Origin of the sequence: Ohtaekwangia kribbensis, assembly GCF_042676245.1 — a bacterium.
In the GTDB taxonomy this organism is placed as follows: Bacteria; Bacteroidota; Bacteroidia; order Cytophagales; family Cyclobacteriaceae; genus Ohtaekwangia; species Ohtaekwangia kribbensis.
In genome coordinates this window covers 1,007,849-1,030,454 of sequence record NZ_JBHTKA010000007.1, presented here as the reverse complement: position 1 = coordinate 1,030,454, position 22,606 = coordinate 1,007,849, and the positions used below count along the sequence as shown (strand labels likewise).

At 44.7% G+C, this 22,606-nt stretch carries 14 protein-coding genes; 6 read left to right on the top strand and 8 right to left on the bottom strand.

Annotated features, from left to right (window positions below):
* Window positions 1–87: 87 nt before the first annotated feature.
* Window positions 88–1,947 (bottom strand): helicase associated domain-containing protein, encoded by a 1,860-nt coding sequence (locus ACFQ21_RS19335; RefSeq protein WP_377581371.1) that lies wholly within the window; start codon window positions 1,945–1,947, stop codon window positions 88–90.
* A gap of 315 nt (window positions 1,948–2,262) precedes the next feature.
* Window positions 2,263–2,769 (bottom strand): DinB family protein, encoded by a 507-nt coding sequence (locus ACFQ21_RS19330; RefSeq protein ID WP_377581369.1) that lies wholly within the window; start codon window positions 2,767–2,769, stop codon window positions 2,263–2,265.
* 221 nt (window positions 2,770–2,990) lie between these two features.
* On the opposite strand from ACFQ21_RS19330, the gene ACFQ21_RS19325 reads away from it, so the two are divergent.
* Genes ACFQ21_RS19325 through ACFQ21_RS19310 form a run of 4 tightly spaced genes read left to right on the top strand, consistent with a single transcriptional unit; the run spans window position 2,991 to window position 8,620 of the window.
* Window positions 2,991–3,677, top strand: coding sequence for a TetR/AcrR family transcriptional regulator (locus ACFQ21_RS19325; RefSeq protein WP_377581366.1), 687 nt, complete (start codon window positions 2,991–2,993; stop codon window positions 3,675–3,677).
* Window positions 3,674–5,848, top strand: a complete 2,175-nt coding sequence (locus ACFQ21_RS19320; RefSeq protein WP_377581363.1) for a peptidase domain-containing ABC transporter — start codon at window positions 3,674–3,676, stop codon at window positions 5,846–5,848. The genes ACFQ21_RS19325 and ACFQ21_RS19320 overlap by 4 nt, the downstream gene beginning before the upstream one ends.
* A 4-nt stretch (window positions 5,849–5,852) precedes the next feature.
* Window positions 5,853–7,151, top strand: a complete 1,299-nt coding sequence (locus ACFQ21_RS19315) for an HlyD family secretion protein (protein ID WP_377581361.1) — start codon at window positions 5,853–5,855, stop codon at window positions 7,149–7,151.
* A 20-nt stretch (window positions 7,152–7,171) separates the two neighbouring features.
* Entirely contained in the window at window positions 7,172–8,620 is a 1,449-nt protein-coding gene (locus ACFQ21_RS19310; RefSeq protein WP_377581359.1) for a TolC family protein, read from the top strand.
* Between the two features lie 67 nt (window positions 8,621–8,687).
* Here ACFQ21_RS19310 and ACFQ21_RS19305 read toward each other — a convergent pair whose 3' ends face one another.
* Window positions 8,688–10,346 (bottom strand): carboxylesterase/lipase family protein, encoded by a 1,659-nt coding sequence (locus tag ACFQ21_RS19305; protein WP_377581357.1) that lies wholly within the window; start codon window positions 10,344–10,346, stop codon window positions 8,688–8,690.
* A 321-nt stretch (window positions 10,347–10,667) separates the two neighbouring features.
* Between ACFQ21_RS19305 and ACFQ21_RS19300 the strand changes: the two genes are divergently transcribed.
* On the top strand, window positions 10,668–11,501 hold the full coding sequence (locus ACFQ21_RS19300; RefSeq protein ID WP_377581354.1) for a universal stress protein: 834 nt from the start codon (window positions 10,668–10,670) through the stop codon (window positions 11,499–11,501).
* A gap of 425 nt (window positions 11,502–11,926) precedes the next feature.
* Window positions 11,927–14,290, top strand: coding sequence for a PAS domain S-box protein (locus tag ACFQ21_RS19295; RefSeq protein WP_377581352.1), 2,364 nt, complete (start codon window positions 11,927–11,929; stop codon window positions 14,288–14,290).
* 73 nt (window positions 14,291–14,363) lie between these two features.
* Here the strand turns inward: ACFQ21_RS19295 and ACFQ21_RS19290 are convergent, their stop codons facing one another.
* The 5 genes from ACFQ21_RS19290 to ACFQ21_RS19270 form a co-directional block, all read right to left on the bottom strand.
* Window positions 14,364–15,215: an endonuclease/exonuclease/phosphatase family protein gene (locus ACFQ21_RS19290; protein WP_377581349.1), complete on the bottom strand. Its 852-nt coding sequence runs from the start codon at window positions 15,213–15,215 to the stop codon at window positions 14,364–14,366.
* A gap of 76 nt (window positions 15,216–15,291) precedes the next feature.
* Window positions 15,292–17,049 (bottom strand): RagB/SusD family nutrient uptake outer membrane protein, encoded by a 1,758-nt coding sequence (locus tag ACFQ21_RS19285; RefSeq protein WP_377581347.1) that lies wholly within the window; start codon window positions 17,047–17,049, stop codon window positions 15,292–15,294.
* 34 nt (window positions 17,050–17,083) lie between these two features.
* Window positions 17,084–20,632 (bottom strand): SusC/RagA family TonB-linked outer membrane protein, encoded by a 3,549-nt coding sequence (locus ACFQ21_RS19280; protein WP_377581345.1) that lies wholly within the window; start codon window positions 20,630–20,632, stop codon window positions 17,084–17,086.
* Window positions 20,633–20,775: 143 nt separating this feature from the next.
* Complete coding sequence (locus tag ACFQ21_RS19275; RefSeq protein WP_377581343.1) at window positions 20,776–21,786, bottom strand: FecR family protein; 1,011 nt, start codon at window positions 21,784–21,786, stop codon at window positions 20,776–20,778.
* A gap of 102 nt (window positions 21,787–21,888) precedes the next feature.
* Window positions 21,889–22,488, bottom strand: a complete 600-nt coding sequence (locus ACFQ21_RS19270) for an RNA polymerase sigma-70 factor (protein ID WP_377581340.1) — start codon at window positions 22,486–22,488, stop codon at window positions 21,889–21,891.
* Window positions 22,489–22,606: the final 118 nt, after the last annotated feature.

The following is a 22,606-nucleotide window of genomic DNA, read 5'->3' as shown; positions in this document are numbered from 1 at the left end:
ATTACGGCACAACTATATTTGCATCAATCGTTTACGACTTACCTAATTTTCCAATATTTCAATTTTCCAATCTTCAATTTTCCCAAATCACAACTTATCCAACCCTACGCGAAGAAGCGTTGCTTTTCTTTCGGGAGGTAACTTTTTAAAGTTCTTTCTTTGCTGGTATATCCAACTGTATAGAGGTGTATGATGAGGAACGGGCTTCTTCATCTTTTTGTATTCCAGGTATTCTTCTATCCTTTGCTTCCATCGTTTTTCGGAAATTTCGTTTTTCCAGGAGAAACCCAGTGCTGTCAATTTTTTCTTTTTATCAGCAGAAAGCTTTTTCATGCGTTGCCCGTTTACCCAACTGGCAAGTGATTGATTAGCCGGATATTTTTGTGGCACATCACAATGTCCATGTTTATTCTTGAAGACAACCAGTGCTTCAAACATTCGCTCCCATCGTTCACTCCAGTAATGTCCGCTGCGATCCCAGAGAAAATGTATAGCATTCAGCTTCTCTTTCTTATAGGAAGACAATTTACCTTTACTATGCAATTGTAGTCGCACCCATTCGTCCAGTTCTGTATGTTCTTTCAGTTTGATATGATATTGCGTGCCATGCTTTTTCTTAAAGGCAGCAAACTTTGTATACATCACATCCCACGTCTTCAGTTTCTCCGCTGCGGCTTCCCCTTTCCATATAAATCCAAGCGCAGTTAATTTCTGGTCGCGAATTTTATTCAAACGATTCTCGGCCTTGAGCCGTTTCTGTGTTTGTATCCATTCATAGAGACGCGCTTCGGTGCGCGGCACAATCAAATGCTTATGCTCTGTCTTGAAACTCTTTAGTGTATGATACATACTCTCCCACGTCTCGTGGAAAAGTTCATGTGGCCATTTCACGCCAAGCTGTTCGAGCTTCTTTCGCTTCTCACGGCTGATCCTATTTTTATCGCGCTTGTTTCGTTGCAGCCATACAGCGAGTTTAAAATCTTCGCGTTGCTTTACCTGGCAATGGCCATGCTTCGATTTATAGGTCTTCAAGCGGGTATACATTTCTTCCCAGCGCTGTTCGGCAAAGTCTTCTTTGTCCCATGCAAAGCCTATAGCATCCAGTTTCTTCCTGCGTTGTGACGATAACCTGTTCTGACCTTTCATCTGTGTCTCCATCCACAAGCCCAATTGGAAATGATCTTTACGCACCTGGATTCTGTCGATGTGTCCGTTTGTTTTTTTATACTGAACCAATTGCTTATAACGTATATCCCATGAGTCTTCACGCAGTTTCAGTATATCTTCTTTCCAGAGAAAACCAACCTTGTTCAGAAGCTTTACGCGATCGGCAGAGAGTATATTTCGCGTCTTGCTGCTCCGCTGTCGGGAAACCCAACTGCCTAATGCTTTATTTTCTTCGAAGCCCTGAGGAACTTTGACATGACCATGTTTCTTTTTAAAGTCCAGCAGCTCGCGATACATTTCGCTCCACTGTATATCTTTATGCGTGCGGGTCTCCCAGTCAAACTGCACACTGTTTAGCTTTTGTATTTGTGCCGATGTAAGCACTGCTTTGGACAGTCGCTGATTGGTAATCCAATCAAACAACGACTCAAGTGCTGGTTCATTTGAAGAGACATAGGTATGTCCATGCTTCCGGTAAAAACTTTCAAGTTTACTGAACATGGTATTCCAATCGCTTGTGGCATGAAATTGAAATCCAAGCTTCATCAGCGCGTTATAGGATTTGGCTGGCAGTCGCTCCGGATGTTTGCGAATGTTTTCAAGCCACCGCGCCAGCAGTTTATCTTTACCTTCGGATGGGACATTGAAACTACCGTATTTTTGATGATAGGCTTTTAGCTTCCTGAAATTCTCTTTCCAAACTTTTGAATCTTCCTTTACCATAAGTACAACAACAATGTTCCGGATTGTTTGGTAATCTTCAACTTTTACAGGGACCACCGGTTAAAAAATTTGCCAGAACGCTGAATACAGATTTATAAAGCTATATATACCTATAAATTACTATACCCTAACTGACTCCTTGTAAAAGGTAAACTTCCGTGAGGCTAAATGTATATAAAAATATCACTTCAAAATATACCCTAAATACAAGGATAAAACCTATACATCTATAGTACACAAACAGGTATATAGAAAAGAAAAATAAATACTAAATACGTACGTGGCTACACTATGCCGATCAAGCAATTATATAAAAAGAAAAGCACCGATAACCAAATGCTATCGGTGCTTCTGAAGAGGTAATAATTTGTATCAGGCCTCACTCATAAGGCCAATCTTATTCTCTGTATTGTTACTCAACACCCGAACCATTTGCCGTATAGCCCCGAGGTGGTATGCCATGTGCGGAAGCATCGCCAGAGTTCCCTTCACCATACGCGGTTCGTTCCAGTCATCACGTTTTCCGACACTGTCGCGTATAGCTGTATAAACATCATTCAGATCTTTCTGAAGTTTCTTCCACTGCTTCTCATCAACTGTTTTTATACGCCAACTTTCATCCCAGTTTGCGGCAGGTCTTTCACCCTTCAAAAAACCAAGCGCAAGCTGCAAACTCCAACGCACATGTTCTGTATGCGCTGCGACCGTGCTGCCTCCTTCTGTAATAGGAAAAGATGCTTCTTCCGCGGAAAGCTGCTCAATGGTGCGAATAATGCCATGTCCTGGTTCGCGGTCTATCACCCAGGTAAACTCCTCTGTTTTACCAATCACCAGTTCATCCAATAACTCCAGGTAGGATTGTTTGCTGAATGTACTCATAATAGTCTTTTTTTTAAGTTTACGATTGTTCCGAAAATATCATTCCCGCTCGCCAGAGTGACAACTCAATGTTGCGGTACGCTGCCTGCAAGGCTCCTTGCATCGACAGCATGTGAAAGCCTCAACCAATTTCCTGATGTAGCCTTTAAAAAAATCAGGTTCAATCTGAACAAAATGGCAACACATTCGTTTATGATAGTAATACTATCAAATTTAAACTAATGGCTATCGTGTCGTTTCATCTGAATTCCAATTTGTACTTGCGTGACCCCCAGTCAAGTACGTTGGGTCAGAAAATCATTCAATCGAGTATTAAAATGATCGACAAGACCGGGGCAGATGATTTTACATTTAAAAAGCTGGGCTCCGAGATCGGTTCTACCGAAGCATCTATATACCGGTACTTTGAAAACAAGCACCGGTTGCTGTTATACCTGATTGACTGGTATTGGACCTGGCTGGAATATAAAATAGACTACAAGATTCAAAATATAGCGAGCCCCATAGAGCGTTTGCGAATGTGTATCCGTATGCTTGTAGAGGAAAAAAAGACAGACCCCGATATACCTTTCGTAGATGAGCAGAGACTTCAGCGAATCGTTAACACCGAGTTTGAAAAAACGTATCTGACACGACAGGTTGATACAGACAACAAGGAGGGACTTTTCCTTCCCTATAAATCGCTTTGTAAAAAGATTGCCGGCATTCTGAAGGAGATCAATCCGCAGTATCCGTTTCCAAACTCGCTCGTAAGCACCATTGTGTTGAGTGCGAATCACCAGCTATACTATGCACAGCATCTCCCTTCCCTGACGGATATAAAAACAGAATCCCGGCAAAAGCACGACAAGCTTGTCGAGTTCCTGGAGACTATGATACTGAATACGATAAATACAAAGATTAAATGACCAACCACTCAATTATACGGATACTGCGCGAAGCTGCACTCTTGTTGAAGCATGAATTCAACCCGGCCGACCTGCGCTTTGTAGAGATCAACAATCGTCACTACACGAAAAGTGAATTTGGCGAATTCAAGAACGATCTGATCGAAGCGGGCAGCAAGATGCGTATGCTTTTCCTGGAGCAAAATATACCCGTTGCAGCATTACCTGATGTGGTAAAAGATGACAACGTACTGGTGCTCGTGTTTCACGAAACGCAACAGCAACTCATTCCTGTCCTCATTTCCGGTGACCGAAAGAAAATAACAGTCGATGCGCTGCAAGACGATACGCAAGTTTCAGTTCCAACGGATGTCTCCGGCCTTACTTCGCTCTACGCTAACCAGGATGGCGTGCTCAGCTATATACTCTATCCGTACAAGAACCTGGTGAGCGACTATGCGTATGAGGGCGATGTTGTGCCCGAGCCTATGAGTCCGGTAAGGAGATTTTTCAGGTTACTCTCCACAGAGCGTAAAGATATACTATATATACTCTTCTACTCCATCGTAGTCGGTCTTATCGGCCTGGTGCTGCCGGTTGGCATTCAGAATACAGTGGAACTGATCTCCGGTGGTGTGTTTTTCAGTTCGGTATACTTGCTGATCGCGGCCGTTATCCTGGGTGTATTGTTCACCGGAATATTGCAGATCGTGCAGATAAGCCTCGTTGAACACTTGCAAAGGCGCGTATTTACCAAAGCCGCTATAGAATTTGCATTTCGTATTCCGCGCATTCGTATGGAATCGATTCTCAACAACTATGCCCCTGAACTTGTCAATCGTTTCTTTGATGTAATTACGTTACAGAAGGGACTGCCCAAAATGTTGATCGATCTTTCTTCGGCTGCGATTCAAATTCTGTTCGGACTTATCCTGTTGTCTCTTTATCACCCCTTCTTTGTATTCTTCAGTCTTATACTGGTGTTTGTATTATTCCTGATCTTCTGGCTTACCGGATCAAATGGATTGAAATCATCCATCAATGAATCAAAGTATAAATATAAAGTTGTACAATGGCTGGAAGAACTTGCCCGCTCCATCAATTCGTTCAAGCTTGCCGGTAACACCGATCTGCCGATTCGCAGAACCGATAACACGGTCAATAATTATCTCAAATACAGGAAAGCTCACTTCCAGGTACTCATCACACAATTCTCTTTCATAGTAATTTTTAAAACGGCAGTAACTGCGAGCTTGCTTATACTCGGTACAATACTGGTTGTTAACCGCGAAATTACATTGGGACAATTTGTTGCCTCCGAGGTGATCATCATTCTCATTCTGAATGCCGTTGAGAAAACAATCACCTATATGGACGTTATCTACGACCTGTTAACGGCAGTAGACAAGATCGCGCAGATAACGGATCTGCCCTTGGAGAAAGTTGGCGGACTCGATTTCCAGCGACATGCTGTAGCTGGTTACGCGATCGAGTTGAAACAACTGCGGTACCGGTATCCTGAAAAACCAGAACATGTATTGAATGGAATTGATCTCCGCATCAACTCGGGTGAGCGTATTTGCATAGCAGGTCCTGGTAATGCTGGTAAAACAACGCTTACCAACCTGATTGCGGGTATACATACTGACTACGAAGGTATTATTACCATCAACAATTATTCTTTGCGCGACCTCGACATCCGTCACCTTCGAGATAGTATGGCCAAAAATATTTCACCGGAAGATATATTTGATGGCAGTATACTGGAGAATATTACACTGGGCAGTGCTACACGAACCGTTGAAGATGCTATACATGCTATACGCAAGGTAAAGTTGGAAGATGAGATCAACCGTTTACCTGAAGGATTGAATACTCACATTGTGAGTGGCGGAAAAGGATTTTCAAGTTCGTTCATTCATAAACTTATACTGGCACGCTGTCTTGCAAAAAAACCAGCGCTCATCATTCTCAACGATTTCTTCTCCGGGCTGAAGCGACAGGAGAAACTCGATCTGCTTCAATCGGTGATCAATGCTGAAAACCGGTATACATTAATCGCGGTATCCAATGATCCGTTGATCATGGCAGCGTGCGATCGGGTTATACTTCTCAACAACGGACAAATTTCTGATGAAGGTCACTTTGATGAACTTCTGAAAAAAGGTACGATCAATAACTACATTGATTAAAAGTATGCTGCGACTATCAACACATCGAATCGACAAAATGGTAAAGGAAGAAAATCTATACTCGCTGCGTGCATTGAAGCGGCCGGCAGCAGGTATACTGATCGCTAAATGGCTAATGGCACTCGGTGCTATATTTATAGTATTTCTCTTTTTACCATGGCAACAGAATATACGGGGCACCGGAAAAGTTACCGCGCTGAATCCTGCAAATCGTCCGCAAACGGTACAGGCTGTTATAGCGGGGCAAATACAAAAGTGGCACGTGCGTGAAGGAGAACTTGTAAAAGCAGGCGACACGATTGTGACGATACGCGAAGTAAAAGAGAAATATTTCGATCCGCAGTTACTGCCTCGCCTGCAGGAACAGCTTACTGCGAAGAAGAGCAGCCTGGCATCCAAAAGCGAAAAGGCAGAAGCACTGCAACGACAGATCACCGCCTTGCAAACAGGTATGCAACGCAAGATCGAACAGGCCACTGCCAAGCTCGAAGCAGAACGTGTAAAATTACAGAACGCTGAGAACCAGTATCAGCGAAATAAAAAATTATATGAAGCCGGAAATATACCGCTCACTAAATTTCAGGAGATCGAGTATAAATACCAGGGCAGTGAAGCAGACTACAGGAACGCAACTCTGGAAATTGCCAGACTTCGTGCTGAGTACCAGGAGAAGATCAGTAAATCTGAATCGGACCTGAGTGCTACGCAGGGTGAAATATTTGAGACACAGGGCGAGATATCCAAACTCACCAATGAATATACCAACACGCAGATACGAAGCAGCCAGTACCAGATCACGGCTCCGCAGAGTGGCTATGTGGTACGCGCGATGAAAGCAGGTATAGGTGAAACTATAAAAGAAGGTGACGCTGTTTGCACCGTGATGCCTGAAGTGACTGACCTGGCGGTAGAGATGTATGTAAAGGCTATGGACATGCCACTGATCAGCAAGGGACGAAAAGTGCGCGTTGAATTTGACGGATGGCCCGCGTTGCAATTCTCCGGATGGCCGAGTGTTTCCGTAGGAAGCTTTGGCGGAACCGTAGAAGTAATTGATTATGTAAGCTCACAGCCTGGTGAATTCAGAATGCTTGTTATACCGGACAAAGCAGAAGAGGCATGGCCGCAGCAGTTGCGCGTTGGTTCAGGTACACGCGGGTGGGTAATGCTTGAAAATGTACCCGTATGGTATGAGATCTGGCGACAACTTAACGGCTTCCCTCCCAGCCTGTATAAAGCACCGCTGCAGGATGCACTCCCTTCCAAAGGCGAGAAGAAAGAAACAGAAGCGAAAAACAGTTAACAACGGTATACCTACACGTTATGAAGAAAGTATGGCTGATCATGTTGTTGGGTATATGCGGTAACTCCGCTCTGGCGCAACAGGGAAACGATTCGATCTTTGTTTTGCCGGATACGGCAAAGCCCGTTACCCTTGAAAACTTTTACCAATTGGTGATACGTTACCACCCGGTGGTGAAACAAACCAATTTACTTTCGGATGTAGCCAAACAGGAGATACGTTTGGCGCGTGGCAATTTTGATCCGAAAATTGAAAGTGAATTCCTGCTGAAGCACTATAACAATACAGAATACTATCGCCTGTTTAACGGAGGTATAAAGTTTCCGACTGCCAGCCCGGTAACTCCTGTCATTGGTGTTGAGCGGAACACCGGGGATCGTCTGAATCCGGAGCACTATATATCCGGTGAATATAATTACCAGCAGCTCTATGCGGGTATATCATTACCATTGGGCCAGGGGTTGCTTACCGATGAACGCAGAACGGCTCTGAAGCAAGCCGAATTGTTCCGTGATATGATGGAAGCCGAACAGGTAAAACTCATTAACAAGTTATTACTCGAAGCAGCGAAAGATTACTGGCAATGGTACTACAGTTACTATAACTATCGCCTCGCCACGCGCACAACGGCTGTTGCCGAAGAAATATTCAGAAGAGTAAGAATGAATTTTGAGGGTGGCGAACTGGCTACGATGGACACGGTTCAGGCCAATATAACCTTGCTGGAACGACAAGTAAATATGCAGGAAGCACTGCTTGCCTTGAAGAACAGTACCATTAAGATATCAACCTATTTATGGGACAGCACGATGAACCCGGTAGACCTGTCGTTGCAGCATGCTCCGGTTGTCCCATCATCGTCTATGTTACTCTCGAAGAATATACTGGAAGAATTGATCAGTGAAGCAAAGTTGAATCACCCGGAATTACGGAAACTCAATTTGAAAATTCAGCAACTTGAACTCGACAAGCGACTTGCCTCGGAGTATATGAAACCGCGTCTCAACGTTTCATATTATATGCTGAACCAGCCTTTTACTCCCGAAGGTACCAGCAACTCGTTTGTGCTGGACGACAACTATAAACTCGGCATTGACTTCTCTATACCTATATTTCTGAGAAAAGAACGAGCGAAGGTAGCGCAGACGAGACTGAAGATCTCGAATACAACATACGATCGTGACATTACCCGCAGGCAAATCATTAACGATATACAGGCCGCGTACAATCAGCTGCTCAACAACGGAACCATCCTTCAACAGCAGCGTGCCATGGTTGATAATTATAACCGCTTAATGAGTGCCGAACTGCTAAACCTTGAAAATGGGGAGAGCGACTTATTCAAAATCAACGTTCAGCAGGAAAAACTCTTCAACGCACAATCCAAACTTATCAAGACTATTGCGGAGTATGAAAAGCAAAAGTCGGTATTATACTGGTCTGCCGGAGTAAGGCCATTGGCATTCTAAATACATGAATCATAAAAAAGGTCTTGCATATACCGCATGCAGGACTTTTGCTATATATAGCGACCGGTCAGAGAACGCGATCAGGCGTTAGCGACAACAGTTCTTTGTCGTGGTGATACTTCTCAACACACGTGTTATCAAAGATCATCGTAGCGCCATTCTGCGGAGTATATTTCTGCCAGGTTGGTAAACCTTTGTGGTTCGGATTTCCGCTGCGGGCAAAATTAATCCACGCCTGACTCACTTTATCTGCGAGTGTATGGGCTTCCTTCCCTCCACCGGTCATTTCTTCGCAGCGCGCTATATTATCAAACACGAACGGAATTTCGATGCAATGAATAGCTTTATAGTTTCCGTTCATTACCGGAGACTGCCATGCGAAGAGGTACATATATACCGGGGCAGCTCCGCCTCCAGTTTTCAGATCGGCCATGCGGATAGCACTTCTCCGAAACAGGTCATCCACATCGATCAGGTCACTTGGCTTCTTATCAGCCGGGTATGCCGTTTTAACGGCCTGGATATACGCATCCGTTTTATCCCCCAGTTGCTTCTGTAAAAAGCTCTTCATGTCGTCAGCAGTGCCTTGTCTCAATTCCGGCATACGCAGCGAATTCATAAACTCATTCTTCGTAGACCCGATCATCAACGGTATATTTGCTGACAACGCTTTGGCCTGTGCGTCCGATGGCTGGTATGGAAGAAATGTACCATCGAGACACGGTCCCCAGGTTAGCCCGAATACTCCGGCACTTTTTCCTTCTGCTCTCAGTTCGTCATTTACTTTAGCGAGTGCCTTCTTGGCAGCCGCGGCAAGAAGCGTGAACGGTACTTTCTGAAGTGAATCAACCTGCGATGGTTGTAGTTTAAACTCTGCCATTACCGCAGCGGCAACACGGGTCGTAACAGCTTTGTCTTGAAAATTTAGTCCGAGGCCACCGCTTTGAATAATTGCCTTGTGAAAAAGTCCTTTGGCCGATGGTGCATTAAGCAACGTATTTACCTTACCACCACCACCGGATTGTCCGAAGATGGTAACGTTCGAAGGATCGCCACCGAAGTTCGCTATATTTGCTTTTACCCACTCGAGTGAAGCTACTATATCCATGATGCTGACGTTGGGTGACGCGCTATATTTCTGACCGTATGCCGACAGATTCAAAAAGCCAAGAACATTAAGCCGATGGTTGATGGATACAATGACCACGTCACCCTTTCGCGAAAGGTTCTCGCCATCATACGAAGGCAACTCCTGTGAAGAACCGGCCGTGTGTCCTCCTCCGTGCAACCATACCAGCACCGGTCGCTTCTTGGTATCAGTTGCCGAAGCTATACCGGGACTCCAGATGTTGAGTCGCAGGCAATCTTCGTTGGGATATCCCCAGTCGTGGTGAAATACAAATTCAACTTCATCGTTCACGCCCGTTGTAGGGTCAATCAACGGACATACGGGACCGTACGTCAGTGAACTTCGTACGTCCTGCCAGGCATCGGGTTTAGTCGGTGCCATGAAGCGCTCGGCCTTTGCATACGGAATACCCTTATAGGTATATATACCGTTGTGAATATAACCTCTCACTTTTCCATAAGTCGTTTGAGCCACAGCTATATCTCTGCCTGTAACCAGTGGCAGGCTTCCCGCAGTGGCTGGTGTTTTCTGACCATATAAAAGCGAAACGCTAAGCGCAATAAGTGCTAACACGAATAGAGTTTTCCGGATTTTCATGGCGGATGGTATAAGGGTTATGGATATTTCGGTATATCAATAATACACAATCGTCTCATTATGTCAAAATTACACAATGAGAACAGCAGGCCCGGAGTCTTATGAAGATATAGCGCGGGCTCGAAGTGAAGGCAATTGGGCCTGTTGTTATTATAATGACATTTTAATCATCCGCCAGCATGGCCCGGTTTTGTAAGTTGTACCTTACCGAACGTTTTACCCCCTGTTACAAAACGGGGTCACTGATATTTATCAGAAATCAAAAATGATGTAAGTCGTTTTAAAGAGAATCAGCGCACTATACATTCGAAAAAAACAATTATGAAGCGAATACTTGTTCCTTGCGATTTTTCTTCTCCGGCCCGGGAAGCTTACAAGCTTGCCGCGAACATCGCAGCTAAAAATAATGGTGAGGTGTTATTACTGCACGTTATCAATATACCAGTGGTTTACGATCCGGGGCTTGGAGGCCTGCCCTATACGGATCCTACATTGCTGGAGGACCTGGAAGCGGCAGGTATTAAAAATTTTGAGACTTTGCTGGCAGATGAAAATATACCCGCCATTCGCTCTTCCTATCAAATAACCAATGGCGATATTCTTTCTTCCATCCTGGAATATAGCGAAGACAAGAATATAGATCTCATCGTTATGGGTACATCCGGCTCCAGCGGCCTTGCCGAAATCTTCATTGGTTCTACTACGGAAAAAGTGGTGCGGCATGCACAGGTTCCGGTACTCGCTGTACGACAGGCTCCAGCCATCGATACTATTAAAAATATACTTTTACCCAGTACGCTTTCGCCTGAACATGCAAACTTCATGAACAAGGTAAAAGAAGTACAGGATTTCTTTCAGGCTACTTTACACGTTCTGCTGATCAACACACCGTCCCGTTTCAGAAATCATGCAGAAGCAAATGAAGCGCTGAAAGCTTTTGCCATACGCTACCAGTTAAAAAACTATACGACACACCTGAGCAATTATAGCAGCGAAGCAGATGGAATCATTGATTACGCGAACGAGGAGCAGGTTGACCTGGTGCTCATGGGTACGCATGCACGAACCGGACTTGCACACGTGTTCAACGGAAGCATTACTGAGCGTGTTGTTAATCGCATTCAGTATCCTGTGTGGACGTGTCACCTTCAATAACTTGGCTATAGCACGTGCAGGTATAGCAGCATAGGATTTTATCCGCATTTATATATACTCCTGTTGTAAGAGAGTTTGACTTTCAATGGCATCGGACTGGCTGCGCTATGTTTACCCGGACCAAGCCTCCTTGCATTTAAAAAGATGTTATCAAAAGAATGAAGAAGATTTGGTCATATCTTATCTTCTGGCTTCGGACAACAACCAGCGGAAGCAACATGGGACGGATAGCCCGGCAGTTGGCACGGTTATTTTTCTGAACCCTGTCGTTTAACCAGCCAATGTGACTGATCTAACAACGAAATCATTTTCGAAAGCGCTTCGTAGTTACAAGCGATCCTATAGCTGGGGATTTTTTTCGCCATAATGGGCAATGAAAGAATCAAGCGCACCTCCCCCACACTTTTTATTCAACTTCAACCACCATGAAGACTGAAAACCTAACGGATTTTTCAAAAATCAGCTTAAGCACGGACGTAGCGTTAGATGCAGAGGACGACTCATTCAAGAACTATGACCTCCTTGAGGTTCTTCCTTGGGGAGCCTATATCTGCGATGCTGCCGGGATCATCCGGAAGTACAATCAAAAGGCAGTTGAACTTTGGGGACAAACACCCGGAGCGCTTCAAAATGAAGCACGCTTCAGCGGAGCGTATCGCTTGTATTCAGCAGAAGGTATATATATTCCACATCATAAAAGTTCCGTTGCCAGCTGCCTGCAGAGCGGTATAGCGATCGAGGATCATCAATTCTATATCGAGCGTCCGGATCATTCACAGCTTTTTGTCCAGGCCAGCATCACACCGTTAAAAAATACACACGGTGATATTACCGGGGCCGTTACGTGCTTTCATGCCATTGGCGAACCGAAGAGAAGTAAATCCGAACTTCAGCGACAGGATTTCCAAGACTATGTTGACAACGTTGCTATCGGAATACACTGGGTAGATGCCAATGGAATTATCGCGTGGGCCAATACAACTGAACTGGAAATGCTGGGCTATACCCGCGATGAATATATAGGGCATCACATTACCGAATTCCATGTGGATAACGACAAGATCACGGATATATTAAACCGGCTTTGTAATCAGGAGACGTTGACGCAGTATGAAGCTTCTCTTCGTTGTAAAGATGGAAGTATAAAGATTGTATCCATTAACTCGAATGTACTTTGGGAAAATGGCCGGTTCATTCACACCCGTTGCTTCACAACTGATATAACGGAACAGAAGCGCTCCCTGCTGGCATTGGAAGAAAGCGAGAAAAGACATCGTCAACTGATCGAAAGCTTACCGGCTTCAGTATATACCTGCGACTCAACCGGTGTTATAACAAGTTTCAATGAGTCGTCTGTGAAACTGTGGGGACGTAAACCGCAGCTCGGTACTGACTTGTGGTGTGGCTCCTTGAAAATGTATAGTCTCGATGGTGAACTTCTATCTCCTGATTCCTGCCCGATGGCGATTGCTCTTCAGGAAGGCAAGCCGGTATATGGAAAAGAAATTGTGATTGAGCGCCCGGATGGAACAAGGCGCCACGTACTTCCCCACCCTACACCATTCCTGGATGCTTCCGGAAAAGTTGTTGAAGCAGTTAACATGCTGGTAGATATAACCGAACTGCGGAATACCGAACTGGCCTTACAAATAAGCGAAGATCGTTTCCGGCAAGCCGCAGATTCCACACCTGTATTATTCTGGATGGCCGAGTCAAACGGAAATCGCAGTTTCTTTAACCGGGCTTGGCAGGAATTTACCGGAAAAATATATCCCGCCACAGAAAGCGACTGGAAGAGAAGTATACATACGCAAGATATCAGCCAATACCTGATGATCTATAGTCGGGCGTTCGATAAGCGCGAAGAATATAAAATTGAATATCGCCTGCGAAGAAATGATGGTATATACCGGTGGATACTGGAGCATGGCATTCCCTGGTATACTTCAGACGGAACTTTTGAAGGTTATTTAGGTTCGTGCGTAGACATCGAAGAAAAGAAAATGATGACGGATGCGCTCGAGAAAGAAGTTGAAAAAAGGACACGTCAGCTCAAGCAAGCCAATCATAAACTACAGCGGTATAACGAGCAACTGGAGCAATTTACCTACGCGGCCAGTCATGATATGAAGGAACCGCTCCGTAAAATATTTTTCTTCAATAACTATCTCTACGAATCACTAAAGGATCTTAAACCAAAAGAAAAAGATTTCCTGGAGCGCTCGGTTACTGCTACCAAACGCATGCAGATATTGATCGATGATCTGCTGGTATATGCTACAACAGCATCTACTATTCCCAATCTCGAATGGGTATCATTGGACAAGGTTGTGAAGGATGTGGTTGATGCGCACGAAGTAACCATTGAAGACAAGAACGCACATATTAAATTTGATGTCCTCCCGGAGATACTGGGAGTACCGTTTCAGATCAACCAGTTGTTCGATAACATTATTGGCAATGCTCTGAAATATAGTCATCAGCAACGTGCTCCGCATATTGTTATCAGCTATGAAAGTATACCGGGTTCTGCGTTGGACATGGATGAAGCTGACGTGCATACGCTATACCATAAGATTACCATTACAGACAATGGCATTGGCTTTAAGCCGGAGTACGCTACACAAGTCTTTAACCTGTTTCACCGTCTGCACGGACGGTCTGAGTATTCTGGCTCCGGTATAGGACTGGCTATATGTAAAAAGATTATTCAGAACCACCAGGGCTTCATCACAGCAACCGGCCGCGTTAATGAAGGTGCTTCCTTTGAGATTTACCTGCCCCGGTAAAATCCAACACATCCTAAGTATATACTATAAAAAAGCCCAGGCATCATCCTGATACCTGGGTTCGATGTTCGAATTACCGTTTACCTTTCGCTGCCGTATAATTTACTTCTATCATTACTGGAAAATGATCGGATGGAAATTTACCACTATAAGTATCCGTTAGTATACCGTATCGTTTTACTTCAAACGCGGCTGTCAGGAAGATGTGATCAATTCTGCGATCTGTCTTGGTGGTAATATCAAAGCTGTTGAATGTACCGTTGGGAGTGAGTTTAATGGGCGCTATGGTAAAAGCATCCTTCATCATGCCAGACGTATTCAGCAACGTATAGCTTTCATTGAACTGATCTACGTTGAAATCACCCGTAAGCACAACGGGAGCACTACCCGCTATACTTTTTATCTTGTTCAGAATAAGTTGCGCGCTTTGCTTGCGGGCCTCCACGCCCCGGTGATCGAAGTGTGTGTTGAACAAAAAGAATTTCAACCCGCTTTTGCGATCTTCAAATTCACCCCACGAACAAATGCGAGGCAGCGCAGCATCCCATCCTTTATTAGGCTTGTCTGTTGTCTCCGATAGCCAGAACGTACCTTTCTGCAGCAGTTTGAATTTGTCGGTCTTGAAATATATAGGCGAAAACTCACCTTTCTTGTCACCGTCATCACGACCTATACCGATATAGTCGTAACCGGGCAGCTGGCACGATAAATCTTCACGCTGGTTGTTGAGCACTTCCTGTGCTCCGAATATATCGAAGTCGTAGAAGTTAACCATCTGCACAATTATCGGCAACCGGTCTTTCCACGCATTGAGACTATCACCTTTGTTATCATAACGCACATTGTAGGTTGCAATGCGATACGTTTGTGCGTATACCATACCCGTTGCAAACAGCAAGATCAGGCAAACACTTAGTTTTTTCATTCTTCTCATCATTGTATATACATATATAGCAGGAACACCGTTTATCATGGGCGGTGCTCCTGCATTTTTCTCTATATTATTCCCAGCCCGGATTCTGTCCTAAGGCAGGGTTCATCAGGCGATCGTTCTCGGGGATCGGATACAGGTAATTTTTCTCATCCCACTTCCGTGGAATGTTGGCAAGCCAGGTTATTTCACCAGACGTTGTATTGGACAATCGCTGCGGGTTAACACCTGCGCTGATAGTGGGTGCTACATTTACATACGTTACACCCGGCAGCGGATTCTGTGGTGCTGTTATATAGAAGCATACATCCATCTTGCCATCTTCGTTCAGATCAAGTGGTTGATCGAGAGCCGGTACATAGAAGCCATTCCATAGTTGCTCCAGCAGATCACCACGCTTCCAGCGAACGAGGTCATAAAAACGAAATCCTTCCAACACCAATTCAATACCACGCTCCCTTCGTATCTCCAGAATTACCGGATCGGCAATATCCGGAAAATAGTTACGCTGCAAATATGAATCTACAACGGTAGGCATACTGGACGTACCAGCGGTTATACCAGCACGTTTGCGTAACGTTCCGATGGTCTTCGTCCAATCGGCATCGCTCAGTGTACCAAGCTCAGCTTTCGCTTCAGCATAGTTCAATAACACTTCCGCATACCGAATAATGGAGATCGAGTTATCGTTACGACTGCCACCATCATAATAGGTATCATCAAGACACCACTTGATGGGTTGATAGCCGGTATAGGTATAAGAAAATACAGGAGGTGCTACTTCCGTTACTCCGGCATTGGTACGTTTATAGTCGCCCATGCGAATGGTTTGCTTCAAACGCAGATCACGATTTTTTACTTCCTGCGGAAACGTCATCGTTTCATAACCGGCATTATCGGTAAACGGAGTTCCATCTATATTCAGGTATGTATTGATAAACGTACGCGTAAAGCTGAGCCGCGGTCCATAGGTAGCACTGGTCCACCACCAGTTGGCGTCATTATAAACACTCAGAGTCGGATCGCACAACGCAGCCAGCATAACTTCTGCTCCTACAGGAGTTTTAGACGTAAATAGTTGTCGGTAAGACTTCCCTGCACCTCCGCCTTCGCTAATGCTAAAGCCTGATTCTGTCATCACTACATCCGCTGCTTCTGCTGATTCATTCAACCATTTCTCTGAGCCATCAATAGCATGATACTTCCGGAACGTGCCCTCAAACAAACATACACGTGACTTAAAGGCGTATGCAACATATTTTGTTATGAGACTTCTTGTATTGTCGGTAACGGTACGGATATTAGCCGTAGCATAATCGAGATCAGCCAACACCGAATCCATTACCAATACACGCGAATCACGACCGGCAAATAATTGAGGATCGTTTACATCCATGGTCTTGCCAATCCACGGCACATCACCAAAACGTTTTACTTTATCAAAATAAAACCACGCGCGGAAAAAACGGGCAAGTCCTATATAGTGACGCTTTACATCGGGTGCTATATTTGGATAGTTACAGTTCTCGATAAAGTAATTCAGATTGCGCAAATCTCTCCAGTCCCAACCGGAGCTTTGACGTGGACCGAACGCACCTTCGCGAATGTAGTCAGGCACCTGGCTCCGGGCACCGAAATCAGAAATCTCATCTGCACGGTGTATATTGTTAGCAGTCGGCAAAATCGAATAAAAAGAATTGGCGTAGAGCTCCAGCCCTTTCTCGCTTCCGAAAACAGCGTCTTTGGAAGTTGTGGATTCAGGAGTCTGCTCCAGGTCGCAGCTTGCCAGCAACGCAGCCAACAGCAGCAACAGACTATATTTTTTCATATACATGATCTGTTAAATCGGATGAATGATCGAATTAAAGTGTCAGTGAAATTCCAATGGTATAGCTCTTCAGCATCGGGTAATTATTGCCGTTACCGGATGATCCTGTAGTCAGTACTTTATCAGAAGGGCCTGTGCTCTCCGGATCAAGATCTCGCGTAATTCTATAGAGTGGAGACCATGACCATAAGTTCTCACCGGATATGTAGATACGGGCACTGTTCAGTTTTACACGCTCTGCAATATGCTGCGGAAGATTGTAGCCCAGCTGTATATTCTTCAACCGGATATAGGCTATATTTTGAAGATACTTTGTTTGCTTCACACCCAACTCACGCGATGAGCTTTGTGCTGTATAGCCACGCAGGCGCGGAAAGTATGCATCAGTATTTTCTTCTGTCCAGTAATTGTCCAGCATCGACTGCGGCATACTGTTATAGGGGCGGTTATAAGGTCCCCAGAAGTAATCCGCTTCAGCACCGGGCCACCAGTCTTGTTTACCAACGCCCTGGAAGAATGCGTTGAAGAAAAAGTTATTCCAGTCAAGACCGAACAGCGCCCCATAGGTATACCGTGGTGACGTGTTACCAATTATTACCATATCGCCCGGATCGTTAACGGTGTTGGCACCATTGTCTATAACCGTACGGCCATTCGCACCAACTTTACCATCGATGTCTCTGAACTTGATATCACCCGGAAGTATTTGTCCGGAGTTCGAAGCTTTGATGAGACTTTGATCTGCATGGTTCTTTATATCTTCTTCCGAAGTAAAGAAGCCTTCTGTAACATACCCCCACTCTTCGCCTACTTTCATACCTTCATAGTAATCAGTAAGTTTTTTATCAGGGTTATTATAGCGGAGTATTTCCGATTGACTATCTGCTAATGTAAGACGGATCGAATATCCCAAGGGCTTGGATCCAACTGTAACTTCATCATTCCATCCCAATACAAATTCCCATCCGGTAGTTTTCAGATCGGCATAATTACCTTTCGGCACATCGGTACCAAATACAGCCGGCAACGTCATACCTACCGTAAACATGTCGGTTGTCTTGCGGGTATAGGCATCACCGGTAAATGTTAAACGTCCCGATAACATAGAAAGATCAACCCCTATATTTTGTGTAGTCGATGTCTCCCAGGTTAATCCATCCGGTAATACACCGGGCTGACTGGTATATTGTGGTTTAACACCATTGAGTATAAGACCGGATTGTGAGATGGCAAATTTTTCCTGGAAGGAATACGATGCTATACTTCCGTTACCCAGTGATCCGTAAGAACCGCGCAGTTTCAAATCTGAGATAAACCGATCGGACACATTCCAGAACGACTCTTTGGAAATTCTCCAGCCGGCCGAAACCGAAGGGAAGAAAGCATAGCGCTCGTTGGCCGGAAACTTGGAAGAACCATCGTAGCGTCCGTTTACTTCCAACAGGTATTTTTCATTAAATATATAGTTGACACGGAAGAAACCACCGAGTATATTCCACTTGTCCCAGCCGCCCACGGTCGAGATAGATTGTCCTAATGCCAGATTTATATCCTTGGCATCTTCATAGATAAGACCGTTACGTTGTGCCGACAAACCTCTATAGGTTGACTGCTCATAATTATAACCTGCCATCGCCTTCACGTAGTGTTTCTGATTGAATGTGTTTTCATACTCCAGGTAAAAGTTTGTGGCCAGGTATTGTGTCTCGTAATATGCATCCCTGATGTCGTTGGTATTAGTACCCACGTATTCAATCACGCCCGGTCTTCTGCTATAGGGAACCGGCACGCGTATAGCCTTCTGGTTGTCATCTGTATTCTGGAAGGTAAAATTACCTTTGAAGCTCAGCTTGTCCTGGATAACATCAGCTGTAAAGGCCGTTGTGTTACGAAGTACACGGTTCTCCATATCAATTCCGTTCTTGCCATACCAATAGTCACCTACAGTATAGGCAGCAGAATAGGTTAACGTTCCATCCGGGTTAAACATAGGCGACATCACGTGACCTTCATCCGCTATATTTCGCCATATACCTCCGCCTTCACCTACGTTGAGCGGATTGTGATAATTCATGGTTGAATACTGTGCATTGTTTTCCAACAGCAACCACGGTCTGATTTGTATCGATCCTTTCGCACGGAAGTTATACATCTTGTAATCGTCCGAGTTATAGCGGAACAATCCTTTCTGATCGAAGTAACGACCCGTTACATAGAATGTAGTTTTATCAGTGCTTCCGGACACACTCAGGTTGTGTTCCATGGCACTGTTCGATTTTTTATAGAGTTCGTTATACCAGTCAGTGCTTCCGTAGTATACGTATTCACCGGTAGGTCCTACTTCTACCCGTGGCAGACTTGGATCTTCCGATCTTCTCTTCAACTCGGCGAGATATTCGGGAGAAAACTTCAACGTCTTGTTTACGTTCTGTGGTGTTTGTGAGTAATCATTCCAGGCCGTCCACGCTTCATTAAATACCGATGCCCAGGTATAGCCATCGGTTACAAGTTCAGGTACAGCGGTGGGTTTCTTGATGGAGTAATTCGCGGTGTAATCAATCGTGAGGCGGTCTTTCACAGGTCGCTTCGTTGTAATGAGCACAACACCAAATGCACCACGGGCTCCATATATAGCAGCAGACGCTGCATCTTTCAGAACAGATACACTGGTAATATCGCGTGGGTTGATCAGGCGCGGGTCACCTTCAACACCGTCAATCAGAATCAACGCACTACCACCTTGTCCAATTGAAGTGGTTCCGCGAATGTTATAGCTTGGTGATTGAATCGGTTTACCATCTTCCAGGCGGATGTTCAGATTGGGTATAAGTCCCTGCAGACCTTGCGTCAGGTTCGCTACGGGGCGGTTCTCAAATACTTCACTGGTCACTTGGTCTACTGCGCCTGTCATATTTACTTTCTTCTGTGTACCATATCCGACTACCACCACTTCTTCCAGAGACTTTGAATCCGGAGGAAGCTGAATGTCCAATGTAGTTTGTCCGGCAATGGAACGCTCAATGGTTTTATACCCGATGAAGCTGAACTGCAACACGGCATCGTCCGGGGCATCCAGTGTAAAGCTTCCGTTTATATCGGTGGTTGTACCGGTCGCGGTACCTTTCACCAGTATATTTACTCCGGGTATAACTTCACCTGTAGTCGCATCGGTAACTATACCTTGTATTGTTTTTATTACCAGCAACGGTTTCTCCTTTTCCGGCATGGTCTTGCGGGAAACAATAATGTTATAGTTGATCTGGCGAAATTGCAGCTCGCTGTTACGTGATATTTCGCTGAGTATATCAGCAACTGTTATATTCTTGTCCTGAAAAGTAAATCGACCTTTTACCTTTTTTACGGAACTCTGGTATACAAACACATATTTTGTTTTCTCCTCGATGGCCGAGAATACTTTTGTTATACCGGCTTCTTTCAGGTCAATAGCAATCTTCACCTCCCGTATGGTTTGACCATGGGACGGTTCCGCGAGCAAAATCTGCATGGCTATACATTGCCACACAAAAACATAGAGGATTTGTTTTGATGCGAACATCAATATTTTGAGTAATTTCAAGCTCATAAGTAGACGATAAAGGTTTACAAATCTTTGTTGTCGGCCCATCCCTGTTGCCGCAGCGGATGGGCCTCTTTTTTTACAGGCGTTGCTTCCACACAGAAACAAACAGCCCCGGTATTTATAGCGTCATGGTTATAGCATAGGCATCAGGGTTTACAGGGTTTTCCTTTAATGACGATTTCATGTTCGCTGGCAAAACGGTATTCTATACCGTGCATGATCTTCAATCCTTCGAGGATGTTGGTCAAACGGTCGCTTTTATATTTACCGCTCACCGTACAATTGCCAAGCGCTTTGTTGTCCAGGGTAATGGTTACATCATACCACTTCTCCAGAATGTCAGTAAGCTCTTCCATGCGAGTGTTATCGAGGTATATAATTTTGTCTGTCCAGGCGAGGTAGCGCTCCAGCGATACTTCGCGTTTCTCCCAGATTGCTTTTACAGGATCAAAGTATATTTGCTGATTGGGATGGAGTTCGAGCCGGTCTGTTTGCTTCCGCACATTGGCAACGAGTACCCTACCGGTTTTTACTGTCACTTCAATAGGCTTATGCTGATAGGCGCATATATTAAAAGAAGTACCGAGTACGGCCGTGGTAAGATCACCAGTCTTAACGACAAATGGTTTTTCCGGATCGCGTTTTACTTCGAAGAACGCTTCGCCCTGCAACGTGACTTCGCGTTTACCATTGGCAAATTTCTCCGGAAAAGAAATAGCACTGCTGTTGTTGAGTTTTACCACGGAACCATCCTGTAAGGTAATTACCGCCTGCTGGCCGCGGCTTGTCGTGTGCGTAATATACTTTACCTCTTCCTCCTTACGGCTGCGCGATGTATACAATATCCAACCCGCTGCCACCAGAATTATAACAGACGCAGCAACGTTTAGCCACGCACGTATAAACGATCTCTTCGGTGATGTCTCAAATTCCTCCACCGGGATTTCCCGTGCAAGATCATCTGATTCCATCGCTTTGGTCAGCGATTGATACAATTCTATTTTAATACGATCGCGTTCAGTAAGCTCCCAATCTTTCCAGTATGAATCGTCCTTCTGAAATGCTTTATAAAAGTCATCGAAATATTGCTGTTCAATAGCAGAGCACGATCCTTTAACATATCGGTCCAGTAGTGCTTTGAATTCTTCTTTAGTCATGCCGTGGCGTTACACCTGTATAGTGTAACTGATACCACCGAACACGGGGGTAATTTTTTTAAAAAGTGCACATATAACAAATCAATAACGCACTTAATATTTTCATAACATGTATAGGACAATTAAAGGAAGAGCAGAAATATACCGGCATTCCAGTGTATGACGAAGGTGCTTTAACGCATTGGAGATATGCCACTCTACCGTGCGTGTAGACAAGTTGAGGCGTTCGGCAATTTCTATATTCGACAGATGCTCAAAGCGGCTGAGGTAGAATATCTTCCTGCATTTTTCAGGCAACGTATCGAGCGAGGTTTGTAACAGTGTATCGAGTTCTTTATACGCGATAAGCTCTTCCGTTGTATTGATCATCGGGGTTGCATCAATATAGGCAGCATGCTCTGCCGAGAGAGCCGCTTTGCGAAGTTGCTGTGCTACCTGGTACTTTACCGATTGAAATATATAGCCAGCGAAGAAAGCGATCTGGAGCGTTTGTCGTTTCTTCCACAAATCAAGAAATATATCCTGAACAATATCCTTCGCGGCATCTTCATCACGCAACAACGCATAGGCTGCACGGTACATACCTTCCCAGTAACGATCGTATAGCGTGCTGAATGCTATGCGGTTATCATCCTTAAGAAGCAGTACAAGCTGTTCGTCAGAAGGTGTATGCATCTGCGCGGGGTCTGTTTTTCGCTTCAAAGAACTTAAATAAAAGAAGAGCCAGCGGTGTGAGTATCGTTAAGGAATTTTTAAGTTTTCAGTATCCACCCCGTTGCTACCCCACCTATCGCACCGATATACCGGTATGTCTCAATTA